Annotated in this window: 14 protein-coding genes and 1 pseudogene; 7 read left to right on the forward strand and 8 right to left on the reverse strand. The window is 63.2% G+C overall.

Features of this window, described 5'->3' with window-relative positions; translation table 11 throughout:
* Positions 1-346: 346 nt before the first annotated feature.
* Positions 347-2,050: an AAA family ATPase gene (locus GC162_20670; GenBank protein ID MBI1371051.1), complete on the forward strand. Its 1,704-nt coding sequence runs from the start codon at positions 347-349 to the stop codon at positions 2,048-2,050.
* Between the two features lie 278 nt (positions 2,051-2,328).
* Here the strand turns inward: GC162_20670 and GC162_20675 are convergent, their stop codons facing one another.
* From GC162_20675 to GC162_20685, 3 genes are all read right to left on the reverse strand, one after another.
* Positions 2,329-2,991, reverse strand: a complete 663-nt coding sequence (locus GC162_20675) for a hypothetical protein (protein MBI1371052.1) — start codon at positions 2,989-2,991, stop codon at positions 2,329-2,331.
* Positions 2,876-3,634 (reverse strand): hypothetical protein, encoded by a 759-nt coding sequence (locus tag GC162_20680; GenBank protein MBI1371053.1) that lies wholly within the window; start codon positions 3,632-3,634, stop codon positions 2,876-2,878. The genes GC162_20675 and GC162_20680 overlap by 116 nt, the downstream gene beginning before the upstream one ends.
* A 349-nt stretch (positions 3,635-3,983) precedes the next feature.
* Positions 3,984-5,006 (reverse strand): ThuA domain-containing protein, encoded by a 1,023-nt coding sequence (locus tag GC162_20685; GenBank protein MBI1371054.1) that lies wholly within the window; start codon positions 5,004-5,006, stop codon positions 3,984-3,986.
* Here GC162_20685 and GC162_20690 point away from each other — a divergent pair.
* From GC162_20690 to GC162_20710, 5 genes are all read left to right on the forward strand, one after another.
* Positions 4,789-5,697, forward strand: coding sequence for a hypothetical protein (locus tag GC162_20690; protein MBI1371055.1), 909 nt, complete (start codon positions 4,789-4,791; stop codon positions 5,695-5,697). The two genes, GC162_20685 and GC162_20690, sit on opposite strands and share 218 nt — an antisense overlap.
* Entirely contained in the window at positions 5,694-7,349 is a 1,656-nt protein-coding gene (locus GC162_20695) for a hypothetical protein (protein ID MBI1371056.1), read from the forward strand. Before GC162_20690 ends, GC162_20695 begins: the two co-directional genes overlap by 4 nt.
* Before the next feature lie 77 nt (positions 7,350-7,426).
* Positions 7,427-7,699 carry a hypothetical protein gene (locus tag GC162_20700; GenBank protein ID MBI1371057.1) on the forward strand — a complete coding sequence of 91 codons (273 nt, stop codon included), beginning with the start codon at positions 7,427-7,429 and terminating at the stop codon, positions 7,697-7,699.
* A gap of 106 nt (positions 7,700-7,805) precedes the next feature.
* On the forward strand, positions 7,806-8,741 hold the full coding sequence (locus GC162_20705; GenBank protein MBI1371058.1) for a hypothetical protein: 936 nt from the start codon (positions 7,806-7,808) through the stop codon (positions 8,739-8,741).
* A gap of 94 nt (positions 8,742-8,835) precedes the next feature.
* Positions 8,836-9,576, forward strand: coding sequence for a gamma-glutamyl-gamma-aminobutyrate hydrolase family protein (locus GC162_20710; protein MBI1371059.1), 741 nt, complete (start codon positions 8,836-8,838; stop codon positions 9,574-9,576).
* Between the two features lie 433 nt (positions 9,577-10,009).
* On the opposite strand, the gene murJ is transcribed toward GC162_20710, so the two are convergent.
* Together murJ and GC162_20720 are read right to left on the reverse strand one after the other, a co-directional pair.
* A complete protein-coding gene (murJ, locus tag GC162_20715) occupies positions 10,010-12,004 on the reverse strand; it encodes a murein biosynthesis integral membrane protein MurJ (GenBank protein MBI1371060.1) in 1,995 nt (664 codons plus the stop codon).
* A 122-nt stretch (positions 12,005-12,126) separates the two neighbouring features.
* Positions 12,127-12,906, reverse strand: a pseudogene (locus GC162_20720) (AAA family ATPase).
* 236 nt (positions 12,907-13,142) lie between these two features.
* Between GC162_20720 and GC162_20725 the strand changes: the two are divergent.
* Entirely contained in the window at positions 13,143-13,664 is a 522-nt protein-coding gene (locus tag GC162_20725) for a hypothetical protein (GenBank protein ID MBI1371061.1), read from the forward strand.
* Here the strand turns inward: GC162_20725 and GC162_20730 are convergent, their stop codons facing one another.
* From GC162_20730 to acs, 3 genes are read right to left on the reverse strand one after another with little or no spacing between them, the layout of a single operon-like run.
* Entirely contained in the window at positions 13,665-13,994 is a 330-nt protein-coding gene (locus tag GC162_20730) for a type II toxin-antitoxin system RelE/ParE family toxin (GenBank protein ID MBI1371062.1), read from the reverse strand.
* Positions 13,963-14,145, reverse strand: a complete 183-nt coding sequence (locus GC162_20735; protein ID MBI1371063.1) for a hypothetical protein — start codon at positions 14,143-14,145, stop codon at positions 13,963-13,965. The genes GC162_20730 and GC162_20735 overlap by 32 nt, the downstream gene beginning before the upstream one ends.
* A 30-nt stretch (positions 14,146-14,175) precedes the next feature.
* Positions 14,176-16,143, reverse strand: a complete 1,968-nt coding sequence (gene acs / locus GC162_20740) for an acetate--CoA ligase (protein ID MBI1371064.1) — start codon at positions 16,141-16,143, stop codon at positions 14,176-14,178.
* Between the last annotated feature and the right edge of the window lie 177 nt (positions 16,144-16,320).

The following is a 16,320-nucleotide window of genomic DNA, read 5'->3' on the forward strand; positions in this document are numbered from 1 at the left end:
CATCAAGATGACGAGCTTCGACCGTCAACAGATCGATGCGATCCGAAAGGAACTGAATCAGACCTTCAACACCCAACACCAACCCGCCGTCCAGACACCCGCCCCTTCACGAATTTACAGCACGACAGGGACTTGACCCCCGCCTCCAACCCGACCAAGTCAAACACTACCACGGCCGACTCAAGGAGTATGAGCAGAACAAACTGAAGTACTGATGGATTCGCAGATTTCATCTGTCGACCAAACGCGCAATGAACAAGAAACTTGACGAAGAACGCACCATCAACTGTGATGTTGGACCGCGGTCGGACCTACAACGCTGGAACTAGATATAGGAAGTCGACAAATGATTCTCGAATCAATCCAACCAAGACATTTCGGACCCTTTGGACCGCATGAGAAGCTAAAGTTGCAGTCCGATGTGACCGTACTGACTGGCGCTAATGATTCGGGCAAATCCATGCTGTTGCGCCTAATCGCTTTGATGTGCAAAGACTCTCAAACTGGAGCGTTTTTAGAATCAGATGTGAATAATGACTATCAATCTGCTGCCATCGAACCTTGGTCGAAGGATAGCAAGATCGGATGCTTAGCAACATTTAATGTCGTCAATTCCCCCCTTCGCGCCGCTGCAGGCTTGCCAATCGCTCCTGAATTCGTGCGTGTAGATGCAGAAGTCTCATTGGTGAAGGAGCGGTTTCAGATTGTCGCAAAGAGACATCACAAAGCCGATGGGACGTCAATCAAAAGCTCAAACCCGATACAGACAATGCCGAAAACTATTTGTCTACCTCGTGTCGGCAAGCCCACGCTCCGAGACGAGATTGAACTCAAGAATCCGACTCTCGTCGAAAGAGAATTGCTTGAGGTTGCATTCGACTCCCCGTATTCGACTTCACGGTGGGAAGGATTTAGTGCGACGAAACTCGACGGTGCGTTACTTCAAGGCCAAGAGCGACTCAACCGCGCGCTTTCTCGCCTCTTCCCACGCCAATCTCCATTCACCTTTCAATTGCGGCCAACGAGTTCACACACTGTAATAGTACACCTGATTGATTCGCACGGCACCGTTACGCGGCCGACTCAACGGGGACGTGGGATTCAATCAATCTTGTCAATCGCCGGCGTCTTATTACGAGCCGTCGAATCAAAAGAGAACGTCATTATCCTGTATGATGAGCCCGAGGAATCGCTACACGCCGATTCGCAGCATCTGCTTCGAACTATCCTAGAAGAAGTAGCAGCTCACCCACTCATTCAAGTGATTTACGCGACGCATTCTCCGGCAATGATCAATCCGATGCGCCCAGAGTCAATCCGTCTAATACGACGAGTCGGCAACTCAGGTATAGGTGCGAGCAAGATCGAGCATCGACCATGTGACCGCGGGTTTCAGGCAGTTCGTGCAAGTCTAGGCATGGTCGCTACGGACAGTTTGTTCTTCGCTCCAGTAACACTTCTGCTTGAAGGCGTCACTGAGCAAATCTGCATACCGCTTTTAGTTTCGATGATTGACGAGGCCAAACACTATCCAGAAGCATCGATGTTGCTTTCCCGAGTCGCGATGTGGGATTTCGATGGGTGCGACTATGAGAAATGTTGCGGCTTTGCTAAAGCACATGGCGCCACTCCGGTCTTGTTGCTGGATGGCGACAAGAAGAACGAATATTCGCAAAAGCTGCAACGGAGCAGTCCGGCCCTTGAAGGTGTTCCCGTGATATTCTTCGAAAATTCTGAGGAATTTGAAGACATTATTGGTTTGGCAAGTTATGTCAATGCAATTCACAAATTGCAAGAGTCAGAAGAGGCGCGATCGAAAGTATCACTTGAGTCCTTTAATACTTGGCTTAGTCGGCAGAGTGAACGCACTCACTTTAAGCCTCGTACGAAGCAAATTGCTGGTTGGCTGCGGAACCTAAACATTCCATACCATAAGGCCGAGGCAATGTATCTCGCAATTGCTAATACGCCGATCGATCAAATTACGACCACAAAAATCATTGAGTTGCTCAACAAAATCACAGAAAAGCTACAAGCATGTAGCAAATAGAGTGCGAACCCACCACGTCAGCGAGGTAGTATGGGTCAAGCGCAGCGGACCCGTCACGCGAGACGTGGAAGCTTGGCGCGGTCGGTCAGCGCATTGGCGTGAGTGGGTTGGGCGGTTGGGGCGATCCGCTGTTGTGTTGTGATGGTTCGGCTGGCGTGGTGGGTCCGCTGCGCTTGACGCCACCCTACGAAAGACAGCGGAAGAAAAAAGCCCTCCCGTGATTGGGAGGGCTTGATTGATTTACTTCGGATTTCGAGTTTCGGGTTTCCTGAAGTTGTTCAGGCGAAGCCGTCGGTGTGGCGGACGGAGTCGTGGAGGTCGAGCCACTTGACTTTGTCGGGCCAGAAGGCGTGGCGGAGGGATTCGGGGGGGTGTCCGGGTTCCATGCCGGGGTCGAGACTGGTGCGGGTGATGGCGATGAGGTCGGCGAACTTGGCGTGTCCTTCGAAGGTGAGGGTCAGGGCGGTGCCGCAGTTTTTGCAGCGGTGGCGGTGGACGGTGGGCGAGGAGTCGAAGGTGTCGAGGGACGGGCCCTTGGTCCACTTGAAGCCGGAGCGGGGGAAGATGGAGAGGGTGACGAAGGGGGCGCCCTGGAGGCGTCGGCAGATGGAGCAGTGGCAATGATGGGTGTCGACGGCGGGGGCGGAGATTTCGAAGCGGTTTTGGCCGCAGAAACATCCGCCGGTGATCGGAGACGAAGCCATGAATGGACTCCTGGAAGCAAAAGGTTGCTTGATGGATCTGGCGGGGCCGCTGAAAGCGGGGTGCATCATCGCAGGTTGGTCGGCGGTGTCAAGATGCGTGGGGAGTGGGAGAGGGGCGGGGTTAGCGGAGATGTTTGCGGGGGCGGCGGCGGAGGAGGGGGAGGGACAGGAGGGAGAGGCCGGCGGGGAAGGCGGAAGGGGCGGGGATGACGACGGCGAGTCCGGCGAGGAGGACATGGGCGTTGGTGCTGGCGGTGTTGAGGAGGGTGAGGTTGAGGGTCAGGACGTCGCCGGGGGAATTGGGAGTGGCGAGGAGGTAGTAGAGGGCGGCTTCTTTGGGGGAGGAGTGGCCGGCGGTGAAGGCGGTGTTGAGGAAGGTGGTCGCGCCGGGGAGGGTGGCTTGAAATCGGACGGTTCCATCGAAGGCGCCGGCCCAGACGGAGATGAAGTATGTGTCGACGGTGGGGAGTGTGACGTTGAGGGTGACGCCGACGCCGTTGGAGTTGAGGGTGGAGTTGAAGATGCCCGAGACGTTGGAGGCGGGACCGTTGGTGGGCGAGGCGCCATCGGAGAAGGCGAAGGAGACGCGGGTGGTTGTGGAGCTTCCGCGGAGGGAGGAGCCGCCGATCTTGGAGACGCCGCTGATGAGGGAGCCGCCGGCTTTGCGATTGGTCGGGGCGAGGGGGGAGGAGAGTCCGGTGGATGTGGTGTTCCAGTAGGCCCAGTCGAGTGTGTTGTTGGAGGTGAGGGGGAAGCTGGTGGTGGTGGGGATGGGGGTGACGGTGCCGGTGATCGTCGCGGCGTCGGCGCGGGGCGCGAAGGCGAATGCGAGGAGGACGGCGGCGGCGGCGGCGGTCAGGATCAGGGGTTGGCGGCGCATGTTGATTTCTCCGAGACCAGTGATGGTCAATGCGCACATCGGGCGCGGTTTGAACGCTCGAAATGCCATTGACCCAAGGGCGAGACGTGTTTCGTTTGCCTCAGCCGGCCAGTTGGCCGGTTTCTCTGGGACCAATATAACCTGTGAACGCGGGGAGACCAAGGGAAAAATGGGGGTCGGGGGTTGGGGTTTTCAATAACAAATGACGAATGCCTGATGATCATTGACCCACGCATTGGCTATTGGGCATTGGGCATTTGCTATTGGTTAATGGGGGGAAGGAAAAGCCCTCCCGGGGTGGGGAGGGCTTGGTGGGTTGATTGGCGTTTCGGGTTTTGCGTTTGCCGGATTATTTTTTGGGTTCGGGGGACGGGGGGATGGTGTTGGCTTCGGGGGCGACGGCGGAGATGTTGGGGGTGACGTCGGCGTCGGTTTCGTGGAGGATCCAGCGGAAGCCGGCGGTGATGACGGTCTGGAACTGGGGGCTGGTCCAGACGTCTTCGCGGTGTCCCATGCTGGTGTAGAAGACGCGGCCGGTGCCTTCCATGCGGGCCCAAGTGCTCGGGTAGGCCGGTCGCTGGTACATGTTGCCTTTCATGTTCTTCGTCTCGTTGACGAGGATGACATGGTCGTTATCCGCGAAGTTCTTGAGCGAGTACCACTCTTCGGTCTTATCGAAGGACTGGAGGTTTTCCAAGCCGGGGAATTTGGGATCGACGAGCTGCTGGGTGGTGGACTGTTGGGCGCCGTGGTGGATGAACTCGCCGCCGATGACGTTGATGTAGGGGTCGCGCTTTTCGACGGGGTCGAGGTGGTAGCGGTCGGAGTTGGTATGGAACGTGTCGGAGGCGCAGTGGAATCCGATCCATCCCTTGCCGTCGTGGATGGCCTGGAGCAGCGCGGCCTTGCCTTCCTTGCTCATCGGATTGGAGCCGTCTTTGGCGGGGCCGGTCAGGTCGCCGGTCGTGTAGAAGGCGAAGGCGTCGTACTTGGCGATATTTTCGGGGGTGAAGACGGAGCCGTCTTTGGTGACGGTCAGCTCCCAGCCGTTCTTTTCGCAGAGGGGGCGGAGGATGGTTTCAGCGTAGCAGGGTTTGTCGCCGGAGACTTTGACGACGGAGTGCTCGTAGCCGGCGGAGCGCGTGAAGAAGAGAATGCGCTTGGTCGGTTCGGCGGCGAAGAGGGGTTGGGTCAGGGCGAAGGCGAAGGCGGCGAGGGACAGGAGTGCGAGGCGACGGGGGAATGGGGACATGGCGGGTCCTTTTCGGTTAAGGGGAACGAGGCGAACAGACAAACGGGCGGGCGCGGGGACGTATTGCATGATACGCGATTCGGTCGACATGGTGCGGGCGGGACAATATGCTTTGACCATGGACCAGACGCTGACGCAGACGCATGACGAGGCGCACGGCCCGGAGGCCGCGGCTTCATCGCAAAAAAAGGCGCGATGGGGGCTCGGGCATACGATCGGGCTGGTGGTGCTCGTCGCCGTCGGGGGCGGCGTGTTCTGGCACAAGGTGCTCGAAGATTACGTGGTGCCCAAGCGGTTCGGGACGGTGGAGCCCGGGGCGATTTACCGGAGCGGGAAGATTTCGGGGCCGCTGATTTATTCGGTGCTCAAGGACAATCACATCAAGGTCGTCATCGATCTGCGCAGTTCGATGCCGGGCGAGCAAACGGGCGACGCGGAGGCGATTGCGTGCAAAAAGCTCGGGATCGAGCGGCGGCACTACCCCTTGCGCGGCGATGGGACGGGCGACGTCAATCAATACATCGCAGCGGTGACGCGGCTCGCCGAGGCGGTCAAGGCGAAAGAGCCGGCGCTCGTGCACTGCTCGGCGGGGACGCAGCGGACCGGCGGGACCATCGGGTTCTACAAGCTGCTCGTCGAGCGCAAGCCGCTCGATGAGGTGTACGCGGACCTGCGGCAGTATGACTGGCTCGACAAGGACACGGCGCTGATCAATTACATGAACGAGCACATGTCGGAAGTCGCGGCGGGACTCGTCAAGGCGGGCGTGATCGAAAAGGCGCCGGACCCGCTGCCGGTGCTCCATCCATGAATCAAACGGCGACAGGTTCGCTGGCTGCGCGGCGAGGCATGCCTCCGGCGCTCGCGGCGATGGCGGTGCTGTGTGTCGCGCTGTTCACGAATCTGTGGGCGCTGGGGGAGGGGCCGCTCGCGCGGACGGAGGGGCATCGCGCGCTGACGGGGCACGAGATGGTGACGACGGGTCAGTGGCTCGTGCCGCATCTTTACGGCAAGGCGTACGTGCGGAAGCCGCCGGGCATGTACTGGGCGATCGCCATCGTCGAATCGATCGCCGGGCGGGCGGATGAATTGATCTGGCGATTGCCATCGGCGATCGGGGCGGCGGCGATGGCGATGATTTTGTGGGCCTTCGGCCGGCGGTGGTTCGGCGAGACGGCGGGACTCGTCAGCGGATTGAGCTACTGCGGGCTCGTGGCATTGTGGGCACAGAACCGCAGCGCGGATATCGATGCGCTCAACACGCTCGCCAGCGCGACGGCGGCGCTGGTGTTGATCGAATTGGGCTTCGGCAGCGGGGAAAAACGGTGGGCATGGTCACTGGTGCTCGCGGCGGCGACGGGGGCGACGCTGCTATTGAAAGGCCCGGCGGGGCTGCCGGTGATGGGCGGAGCGATCGTCGGGGCGTCGGTGATGAATCGACATTGGCGCTGGCTTGCCCGGCCGAGCACATGGGGCGGGCTGCTCGTCGGCTTGATCGTGTTCGGCGCGTGGGCGTGGCTCGCGCTGACGTTTGTGCGCGAGCATGCGATGACGCAGGACATGACCGGGGTCAACGAAGTGGCGAGCCGGCTGAGTTTCACGGACGGGGAGCGCTTGCGGGATGCGGCCCTGCTCGGGCCGGAGCTTTTGGTGCTGGGGCTGCCGCTGACGCTGGCGATTCCGTTCGTCATGCTGCGATCGGCGGGCGAAGCGATGAGCGAATCGGAGCGGCGATTGAGCCGGGCGCTCGTCGGGGCGTTCATCGCGGCGATCGTCATCAGCATGCTCGCCCTGCTCAATCGCCCGCGCTACGGATACATGGTGCTGACGCTCCTGTGTCCGCTCGCCGGCTGCGTCGTCGAACTCTGGCGCCGCGGCGGATACGGCGAAATGGCCCGCACACGCCTTCGACAGATCAGCACCGTCAGCACGCTGGCGCTCGTCGGCCTGTCGCTCGGACTCATCGCGATCAGTTGGCGCGAGGCCCACGAGTCGCGCCCGCTGCTCATCACCAGCGGCGTGCTCATCGCGCTTGTCGGCGCGGTGAGCTTGTTTGCATGGATCACGCAGCGGCGGGCCATCGGCGGATGGACGCTGGTGATGCTCATCGCGCTCGCCGCCCTGCCGTTCAATGCCTTCAAGACCGCGCAGGAGTTCGACCACTCGGGGCGCGCCGCAGGACTCGTCATGCGCGACATCGTCGGGGCGGATGCGACCATCGCGGCCGAGCTTGCGGTCATGAACAACCCCGAACTGTTCCACTACGCGCAGGTGCATGTCGTGCGCTACCCGCGCGGGATGAGCGAGATCATGGATCGGCCGGACCCGTGCTGGGTCGTCTTCGACGCACGCGAGTGGGCGAAGTGGTCGAGCCAGCGCCGTGATGCATTGACGCAGATTCACCCGCTGCCCCTCGAAAACAAGCCCGTGCTCGCGTGGTTTTCCGGGGCGGGACATCCCTGATCCCCGAACCCCGATCCCCGCCCCCCGGCCCCCTATACTTGAACGTGGGATGTATCGCTGTTCGAGAGGATTGGGACATGTCAGCCAACAAGGTTCGTGAGACGAAGTATGCGTGGTTCACGCGCGGGATGACGGATTGGATCGCGGCGGTGGCGGCGGACCGGCAGTTGCGCCAGTGGGTCGTGGAATTGGCGCAGGTCGATGATGCGGAGCGGTCAGCCCGGGTGTCGGTGATCGCCGAGCACATGCGTGCCACCGGGGCGGAGCCGCAGTTCGTGGCGGTGATTGAATCGCTGCGGCACCGGCCGATGTTCGAGGGCATGATGCGCACGCTGGGCGACGTGGCGTAAAACCGGCGGCGGATATCGTGATCAATAAAGCGGGGGCACGGCACCGCTCGCCCCAAGTGGTGCAACGCGGCGACCCGTCCGCCGGTAGGTTGGATCGACACTGTTCATGAAAGGCAGGGCCATGCACATCCGCCGCGCCGCGTTGACGCTCTTGATGACCCTGGCCCTGCCGGAGTTCGCTTTCGCCGACGCCCCCGTGGTCAAACCCGACCTGTCGCACACCCTGATCATCGTCGACGTCGCCGACCAGTTCCCCGCGTCTCAGAAAAAGGAGGCGCACCCGCTGGAGAATCTGGCCGGCATCTCGCCCCGCACCGCCAAGCAGGCCGTCGTCGTCGCGCTCTCCGAGTCGCGCAATCTCCCGCATACCCCCGGCAGCTACGCCGTCACGATCGAAGCGGAAAAGGACCCCAAGACCGCCCTCGCCGACGCCGAAAAAGACGGCGTGGGCACCGTCGTCGTCCTGACCATCGTCCAGCGCAGCATCGGCGACATCGGCACCAGCGAACATCGCCTCTACACCGATGTGCTCATGTCGATGCGCAACGGGCCGAACAACTCGTGGCGCAAACTCGTCTCCAAGCGCGTCACGACCACGACCGCCAAGGAACGCGAAGCCGACGACTACCGCCCCGAGGACACGGACATGATGGTCCGGCAGGTCAGCGCCATGATCGACGCGGCGATGAAAGCCAACGTCACGCCCGTCCGCTTCAAAGGCACGCGCAAGGACGAAGCCGGGGCGACGATCCTCATGATGAGCGTCACCAACAACGCCGGCCGCGACCTCAAATCGCTCCAGCTCGCCCTGCCCATGCGCGGCGAGGACCCGCTGACGCTCACCTGCGAAACCCCCGTCCCCGCCGGGCAAACCCTCGTCGTCGGCTTCTCCCCCGTCGCCCCCGCCCCCGCCGCCAAAGCCGTCTGGACCCAGGCGCAGATTTCCAATGTCCTCTTCGACGGCGAAGACCCCACCGACCGCGACCCGTTCAACAGCTTCCGCCAGCGCATGAAACTCCTGCAAAAACTCGGCGGGGGCTGATCCCGTTTGGCCGCGAGCCAACGGCGAGCGCTTCGATCACCGGGAGCGCTCGCCGTTGGCTCGCGGCTAAACGGGGGCGCGGTACAATGTTCCCATGCAGCCGATCATCGGCATCACGTGCGACACGAATCGTCCGACCGAACCCGGCGCGATCTGGCGGCATGAGTCCCCCGCCACTTACGCCGCCGCCGTCACCAGCGCCGGCGGCGTCCCCATTCTGCTGCCGTGCGAAATCGAACACATCGACGCGTACCTGAAGCTCTGCGACGGGTTCGTCCTCTCCGGCGGCAATGACCCGGATACGACGCCCTACGGCCAAAAGCCCCACCCCAAGGCCGACCTGCTTCATCCCGCCCGGCAGGCGTTCGAGTCGGCGCTGATCGCGGCGATCCAGCGCACGGATCATCCAGTGCTGGGCATCTGCCTGGGCATGCAGATGATGGCGCTCAACGCCGGCGGGAAACTGCATCAGCATCTGCCCGACGCGCCGGGCTTCGACGAAGCCAGCGCGGCGTGCCACAAATCCGCGCCGCATGATGTGCGCCTGATCATGCGCGATCATCCGTACCTGCCCCGCCGCGGGCGTGTGTACTCCATGCATCATCAGGCCGTGGCGGACCCGGGCGCGATGCGCACCATCGCCGTCAGCGAACAGGCGGGCGCGTCGCCGGTCATCGAAGCGATCGATCGACCCAATGCGGACGGGCGTTTTTACCTGGGCGTGCAGTGGCACCCGGAGCGCACGGACGACGATGCGCTGGGCATCGGACTTTTTGAGCATCTGATCGCCCATTGCCGCCGCGCCAGTGCGGATTTGCCGATTTTGCGAAAATGAATTCAGTATTTTCCTTGACACCCGGGAAGCGGGTTGTTTAGATGATTTTCAAGTGGTCATGGATGTGGACCACGGTGAACGGATTCCACCTCTGTCGTCCTTCAACGGATTGAAACTACAAGTCGAAGTTTGTGCTCGTCGCGATGCGTCCATGGTTTGACGCGGTTGACATGTGCAAATGTGGGAGATCGGTGATCGAAGGGGACCGCGCCAGGGGAGACGCGGTTGGATGATCACCGTGGTCGGCCGCCTGTCGGACTTTTCGTTCGGCCGGCGACTGTCATCGGGCGGGAGCAAGGTGCGGGGGTCGAATCGCTGTTCTTAGCAGGCGGCGATTCGTTTTTTTTGCGCCATGATTCCGCCGTTGAACCGCGAGCCAACGGCGAGCGCTTCGATCACCGGGAGCGCTCGCCGTCGGCTCGCGGCGAAACGGTCACCCTCGCCGCAGAAGCATGCGCATTTCGGGCATGCGCAGGAGCATGGCGGCGGCGACGACGACGATGCTGCCGGCGACCGTCGCGCCCAATAGCACGCTGACCACGCCCAGGCGCGACAGCGTCGAAAGATCGTACGACTGCACCACCGCCCACACCGCCGCGCTCATCGCCAGCGTCACGATCGCCGAACGCCCCCAACTGATCACCACATCGCGGTCGATCGGCGTCGGCACGTAGCGCTTGACCAATCGCAGCAGGATCACGCACTGAAGCATCGCGCAGATCGCCGTCGCCCATGCCAGCCCCGCCGCGCCCAGCGGCCAGATCAGCGTGCAGTTGAGCACGATGTTCAGCGCGACCATCGCCACGGCGACGCGCATCGGGGTGAGCGTGTTGTGCTGGGCGTAAAAAGTCCGCGTCAGGACATGGTTCATCGAGTAGGCCCACACCGCCGGGGCGTACCCCGTCAGCACCCACGCCACGCGCGCCGCGTCGTCGGCGGTGAGCTTCCCGCCGCGATAATAGATCGCCGTGGCCAGGGGCATCCGCACGAGGATGAGCCCGATGCTGGCGGGCAGACCGATGAGCAGCGTCAGTCGCAGGCCTTCGCGCAGGAGATTGGAGAAGCGATCGGTGTCCTCGGCCGCGGCGGAAAGCTGGGGGAAAATGGCGGTGGCGACGGCGATGCCGAACACGCCGGTGGGAAACTCGTAGAGCCGGGCGGTCGTGTTGAGGACGGACACGGCGCCTTCGAGCATGGGGTAGACCGGATGCCAGCCCAGCAGATTCATCGTCGCCCCGGCCGGTGCGTTGGGCGGGGCGGAGAAGAACCAGGCGATCATCGAATCCATCAGCACGTTGACCTGGAACACGGCCAGTCCGGCGACGGTCGGTCCCCACTGCTGCATGAGCCGGGTCATGGCGTCGTCGACCATGGCGTGATGCGGGGGCTCGGCGAAGGGGGCGGGACGGGGGCGGAGGAGCCATTGCCAGGCCGCCTGCACGACGCCGGCGAGGACGATGGCGATGCACACGCCTCGGATGCGCCACTCCATCGAGACGGAGGCGGGCAGGGCGTAGCCGACGATCATGCACGAGACGATGATGAAGACGTTGAGGATGACGGGGGCGGCGGCGGGCGGGCCGAAGCGGCCGTGCACCTGGAGGATCGCGCCGAGGATGGCGGCGACGCAGACGAGCGGGGCGTACCAGAGCGTGAGCATCGTCAGATTGACGATCAGGTTGGTGCGATCGGACATGGGGACCAGCGCGTCGATGGCCAGCAGGACGATCAGGCCGGCGATGGTGATGCCGACGAGCCACTTGGTCAGTTGGACGAGGACGCGCGTGGCGAAGCCCATGGCGGTGGACGGATGTTTATTGAGCAGGCGCGAATACTGCGGGACGAACGCCGCGGCGAGCGCGCCTTCGCCGAAGAGGCGGCGGAAGAGATTGGGGATCGTGAAGGCGATGAAGAACGCGTCGAGCACGGAGCCGAACCCGAACACCCACGCCATCGCCCAGTCGCGCACGAGTCCGAAGCAGCGCGACAGGAGCGTGAGCACGGAGATGGTCCGCGTGTGCGCGACGAAGGAGCCGTCGTGATGCGTGAGCCATTGCCCGATGGCCCAGAGGTACGAGCCGAGGATGATGCCGAAGGTTGAAGCGCCCGCGTCGCCGTAGCCGACGGAGCGGCCGGGGCAGAAGTATTGGAGCGTCTCGTCGATGAGGGCGTACAGCACGAGCGTTTCGATCGTCAGCAGCCACCACCACCGCCCCCGACGCCGCCACAGTCCGCACGTCAGCGCCAGCCAGGCCAGCCCGGTGTAACAAGAGGTGTGCACCCACTTGTCGACGCCCAGCGGCAGCACGTCATTGTCCAGCCCGACCGCCCCCGCCATATCGAGGCGCGGCCAGTGCGAACCGATCGCGATGGCGACCCACCATGCAATCAGCGAGACGATCCAGAACATCGAGACCCGGCGATTCATGCGTCGTGCCCACCGGCGGGCTCGGTCGCCGATTCACCAGCATTCACTTCGATCGAAACCTCCGCCCCCGCCCCCGGAATCTCCACTTCGGGCAGCGGCTCGTGCGAAACCGGCGGCGTCGAAGCGGGCGATGCGTTGCCCATCACCATCGCCGCAAGCTGCCGGTAGTCCGCCGCGCCGGGGCACGTCGGCTCGTACTGAAAAATCGTCTGCCCGAAACTCGGGCATTCCGCCAGCTTGATGTTCCGCCGAATCGGCGGCTGATAAATCACCGCGCCGGACCACGGCATCGCCAGCTTGCGGCTCGCGGCGAAGAAGCTCGCCAGATCGTCCACCACCTCGCCCGCCAGCTTCGTGTGCCCGTCGTGCACGCACAGCACCACGCCGCTGACGCGCAGAGCCGTGTTCACATGCTGACGCACGAGCTGCACCGTCTCCAGCAGCTTGCTCAAACCCTGCAGCGCCAGAAAATGCGCCTGCATGGGCACGATCACTTCGCCCGCGCACGCCAACCCGTTGATCGTCAAAAGCCCCAGACTCGGCGGGCAGTCGATGAGGACAAAGTCATACTGCGACTTCACCGGGGCGAGCTTCTTCGCGAGGATGCGCTGCTTGTCGGGTCGAGCGACCAGTTCCTGCTCCGCGCCCGCCAGATCGACCTCCGCCCCCAGCACGCTCAGTCGGTCATCGACGCGGCGGATCACCGCCTCGGCCGCGAGGGCGTCGTCGATGAGCAGATCGTAGACGGAGTGTTCGAGCGACGTCGGATCGACGCCGACGTGCAGGGTCAGATGCGCCTGCGGATCGAGGTCGATGAGCAGCACGCGCTTGCCCGCTTCGGCGAGCGCCGCGCCGAGGTTGACGGTCGTCGTCGTCTTGCCGACGCCGCCCTTCTGGTTCATCAGCGCGATGATGCGCGTGGATGGTCGCGATTCGGTCACGCCCTGTCTCCAAGTGGCCCCGACGCAATCGGCCGGGCGAACGGCATGAGTATAGCAAACCGGCGCGGCCGGTCGAGAATCCGCTGATAACGCCGGCGGACGCTGAGCATGCGACTTGATGCGGGCAATCCACTAAACGCCCCCCGCCGATCGGTCGAAGAAGTACGGGTCGCACACACGCACGGAGGCGCCACGACATGCGCACACGCCATCGGGGTTACGTCGTTCTGGTCATTCTCACCGCATCGATCGGCGCAACCTACGCCGGCCTCAACACGCAGCCCGACGCCAAACCCGAGCCGGTGCGCTACGCGATGGTTCCCCTCGTGCATGTGCCCGCAACGCCGCATCATCACGAGCGCGACGCCGCCGATGCGCGGCACGGCCTCGACCCGAACCTGCTCGCGTCCATCCGATTCGACGACGCGCTCGACATGTGTTCCGCTTCCGGCGAGTTTCACGCCTTCGACGCCCCCGCGGGCGCGCCGATCGGCCTGGCCGGTGACTGGTCGGACCTGTTCGAGTCTTCGTATCAGCGTCACACGCGCGCCGCCGACGCCCCGCACATCGCCATCGCCCGCGCCGACCTCGACGCCGCCCCGCTCGCCCCCGATCACTACTACCTGCCGACCATCGACACCGTCTCGATCCCCGAGCCGTCGACGATGATGATGGGGCTCCTCGGCACGCTGGCCCTCCGACCCCGCCGGCGCGGGTGATCAGGATTCCTCGCCGAACACTGCGGGAAAATCACGCGCCCCGTGAATCACGGCGTGCACGATGACGGCCTGTACCGCCGTTTCGTAAATCAGCCGGCACGACCCGATGATCAACTCGCGTGTCTGATCGTCCGCCAATTCCGGAACGATGCGACCGGCGTTTGGAAAAACGCGAAGGCGCTCCGCCGCCTCCAGCAACTCGAGCACCACCGCATCCGCATAGGTTTGCGAATCGAGCGCGATGTAATCGTAAATGCTTTGCAGGTCGTCGACCGCCGGGTCGGACCGATGAGCGTCATCATCGAACGAACCGCCGCTTGATGTCCTCATGCGGTGTGACGTGCCCCGCCGCCGCCGCCTCGCGCCCGCGCGCGACTTTCATCCGCACGTACAGCGCATACATCGCATCGGCGTACGAAGCGCTCGCCGGCAACTGATCGGCGAGCTGCTTCAGTTCGGATTTGACGTCCGGTGCGGCCATGCCTGATTCTTCGACCGGCTTTCGATCCGGTCAACCTTCCTTGTCCGCATACTTCGTCCGCAGCGCCTCGACGACGCCGGCGTCGGCGAGCGTCGTGGTGTCGCCCAGCGTCCGCCCCTCGGCGATGTCCCGCAGCAGGCGGCGCATGATCTTCCCCGACCGCGTCTTGGGCAGGTCGGCGGTGAAGATCACCTGCTCCGGCCGGGCGATCGCGCCGATCTTCTCCGCCACGTGCTTGCGCAATTCCGCATTGAGCGCCTCGCTCATGTCAAAGCCGCTCTTGAGCGTCACGAACGCGACGATCGCCTGGCCCTTCATGTCGTGCTTCTTGCCGACGACCGCCGACTCGGCGACCGCCGGGTGATCGACCAGCGCGGACTCGACTTCCATCGTGCCGATCCGGTGGCCCGACACGTTGAGCACATCGTCGACGCGCCCCAGCACCATGAAGTTACCCTTCGCGTCGCGCTTCGCCCCGTCGCCGGGGAAATAGGTCTTCGCGTCCCACTTGGAAAAATACGTGCTGACGAAGCGCTCGTCATCGCCCCAGATCGTCCGCAACATGCTCGGCCAGGGCTTGGTGATCGCCAGCAGCCCCGACCCGCTTGTCACTTCCTCGCGCGCTTCGTTCAAGATCGTCGCACACACGCCCGGCAGCGCCGGCCCGGCGAAGCCCGGCTTCATCGTCGTCACGCCCGGCAACCCGCTGATCATGATGCTGCCCGTCTCCGTCTGCCACCACGTATCGGCGATCGGACACTTCTCGCGCCCGATGTGTTTGTGATACCACATCCACGCTTCGGGATTGATCGGCTCGCCGACGCTGCCGAGCAGTCGCAAGCTCGACAGATCGTGTTTGGCCGGCAGATCGTCGCCCCATTTCATGAACGCGCGGATCGCCGTCGGAGCCGTGTAGAAGATCGTCACGCGGTGCCGGGCGATCATGTCCCAGAACCGGTCGTTTTCCGGGTAATTGGGGGCGCCTTCGTACATGATCTGCGACACGCCGTTCATCAATGGGCCATACACGATATAGGTATGCCCGGTGATCCAGCCCACGTCGGCGGTGCACCAATACATGTCCTCCTCGCGCATGTCGAAGACGTACTTGCAGGTCGTGTAGGCCCCGACGGCGTAACCGCCGGTCGTATGCACAATGCCCTTGGGCTTGCCGGTCGTGCCGGAGGTGTACAGGATGAACAGCACATCCTCCGCGTCCATCGGCTCGGCCGGGCAGTCGGGCGAAGCGACTTCCATCAGATCGTGATACCAGTGATCGCGCCCTTCCTTCATGTGACACGGGAACGTGTCGGCGTGACCGCGCTCGACGACGATGACGCTCTTGATGCTCGGCGTCTTGGCCAGCGCCTTGTCCGCTTCGTTCTTAAGGAGCAGCACATTCCCGCGCCGCCATCCGCCGTTGGCCGTGATCAGCGCTTTGCACTCCGAGTCATTGATGCGGTCCGAAAGCGACTCGGGGCTGAACCCGCCGAAGACGACGCTGTGAATCGCCCCGATGCGGGCGCAGGCGAGCATCGCCACCGCCGCCTCCACGACCATCGGCATGTAGATCGCCACGCGATCGCCCTTGCCGACGCCCAGCCCTTTGAGCGCGTTGGCGAACTTGCACACTTCGTAATGCAGTTGCAGGTACGTGAGCGTGCGCTCTTCGCCCGGTTCGCCTTCCCAGACGAGCGCCGCCTTGTTGCGCCGCGCGGTGGTCAGGTGACGATCGAGGCAGTTGTAGGTGATGTTGATCTTCCCGCCGGTGAACCACTGACAATGCGGCGGGGTCCAGTCCATGACCTTGCCCCATGGCTTGAACCAGTGCAATTCCTTGGCGCGATCCTCCCAGTAGCCCTCGTAGTCGTCGTTCGCCCGCTTGTAGAGCGACAGGTCGTTCGTCGCCGCGTGCTTGGCGAAAGACGCCGGCGCGGGAAACTCGCGCTCTTCCTGCAGAAGATCGCTGAATACTTCGCTGTTCGTCGCTTGACCCATGGCTGTACGCTCCTTGCGAACTGACTTCTGACACATGCCTCTTCGCCCAAACCGGCGCGAACCACCGAAGGGACAAAAATACCACTCAGGCCGGGAATGGTCAATCATTTACAGTGCATCCCACCCCCTCTCCCTCCGGGAGAGGGCCGGGGTGAGGGCGGCCCCGAATGAGCGCGC

Source organism: Planctomycetota bacterium (genome assembly GCA_016125255.1).
Classification (GTDB): Bacteria; Planctomycetota; Phycisphaerae; order Phycisphaerales; family Zrk34; genus RI-421.

Coding starts and splice junctions, on each gene's coding strand:
- GC162_20690 (MBI1371055.1), top strand. CDS start 4,789: ATGCGCTTGGTCGGTTCGGCGGCGAAGAGGGGTTGGGTCAGGGCGAAG.
- GC162_20695 (MBI1371056.1), top strand. CDS start 5,694: ATGAATCAAACGGCGACAGGTTCGCTGGCTGCGCGGCGAGGCATGCCT.
- GC162_20735 (MBI1371063.1), bottom strand. CDS start 14,145: ATGGCCGCACCGGACGTCAAATCCGAACTGAAGCAGCTCGCCGATCAG.
- GC162_20700 (MBI1371057.1), top strand. CDS start 7,427: ATGTCAGCCAACAAGGTTCGTGAGACGAAGTATGCGTGGTTCACGCGC.
- GC162_20685 (MBI1371054.1), bottom strand. CDS start 5,006: ATGGTCAAAGCATATTGTCCCGCCCGCACCATGTCGACCGAATCGCGT.
- GC162_20705 (MBI1371058.1), top strand. CDS start 7,806: ATGAAAGGCAGGGCCATGCACATCCGCCGCGCCGCGTTGACGCTCTTG.
- GC162_20675 (MBI1371052.1), bottom strand. CDS start 2,991: ATGTCCTCCTCGCCGGACTCGCCGTCGTCATCCCCGCCCCTTCCGCCT.
- GC162_20680 (MBI1371053.1), bottom strand. CDS start 3,634: ATGCGCCGCCAACCCCTGATCCTGACCGCCGCCGCCGCCGCCGTCCTC.
- murJ (MBI1371060.1), bottom strand. CDS start 12,004: ATGAATCGCCGGGTCTCGATGTTCTGGATCGTCTCGCTGATTGCATGG.
- GC162_20730 (MBI1371062.1), bottom strand. CDS start 13,994: ATGAGGACATCAAGCGGCGGTTCGTTCGATGATGACGCTCATCGGTCC.
- GC162_20725 (MBI1371061.1), top strand. CDS start 13,143: ATGCGCACACGCCATCGGGGTTACGTCGTTCTGGTCATTCTCACCGCA.
- acs (MBI1371064.1), bottom strand. CDS start 16,143: ATGGGTCAAGCGACGAACAGCGAAGTATTCAGCGATCTTCTGCAGGAA.
- GC162_20670 (MBI1371051.1), top strand. CDS start 347: ATGATTCTCGAATCAATCCAACCAAGACATTTCGGACCCTTTGGACCG.
- GC162_20710 (MBI1371059.1), top strand. CDS start 8,836: ATGCAGCCGATCATCGGCATCACGTGCGACACGAATCGTCCGACCGAA.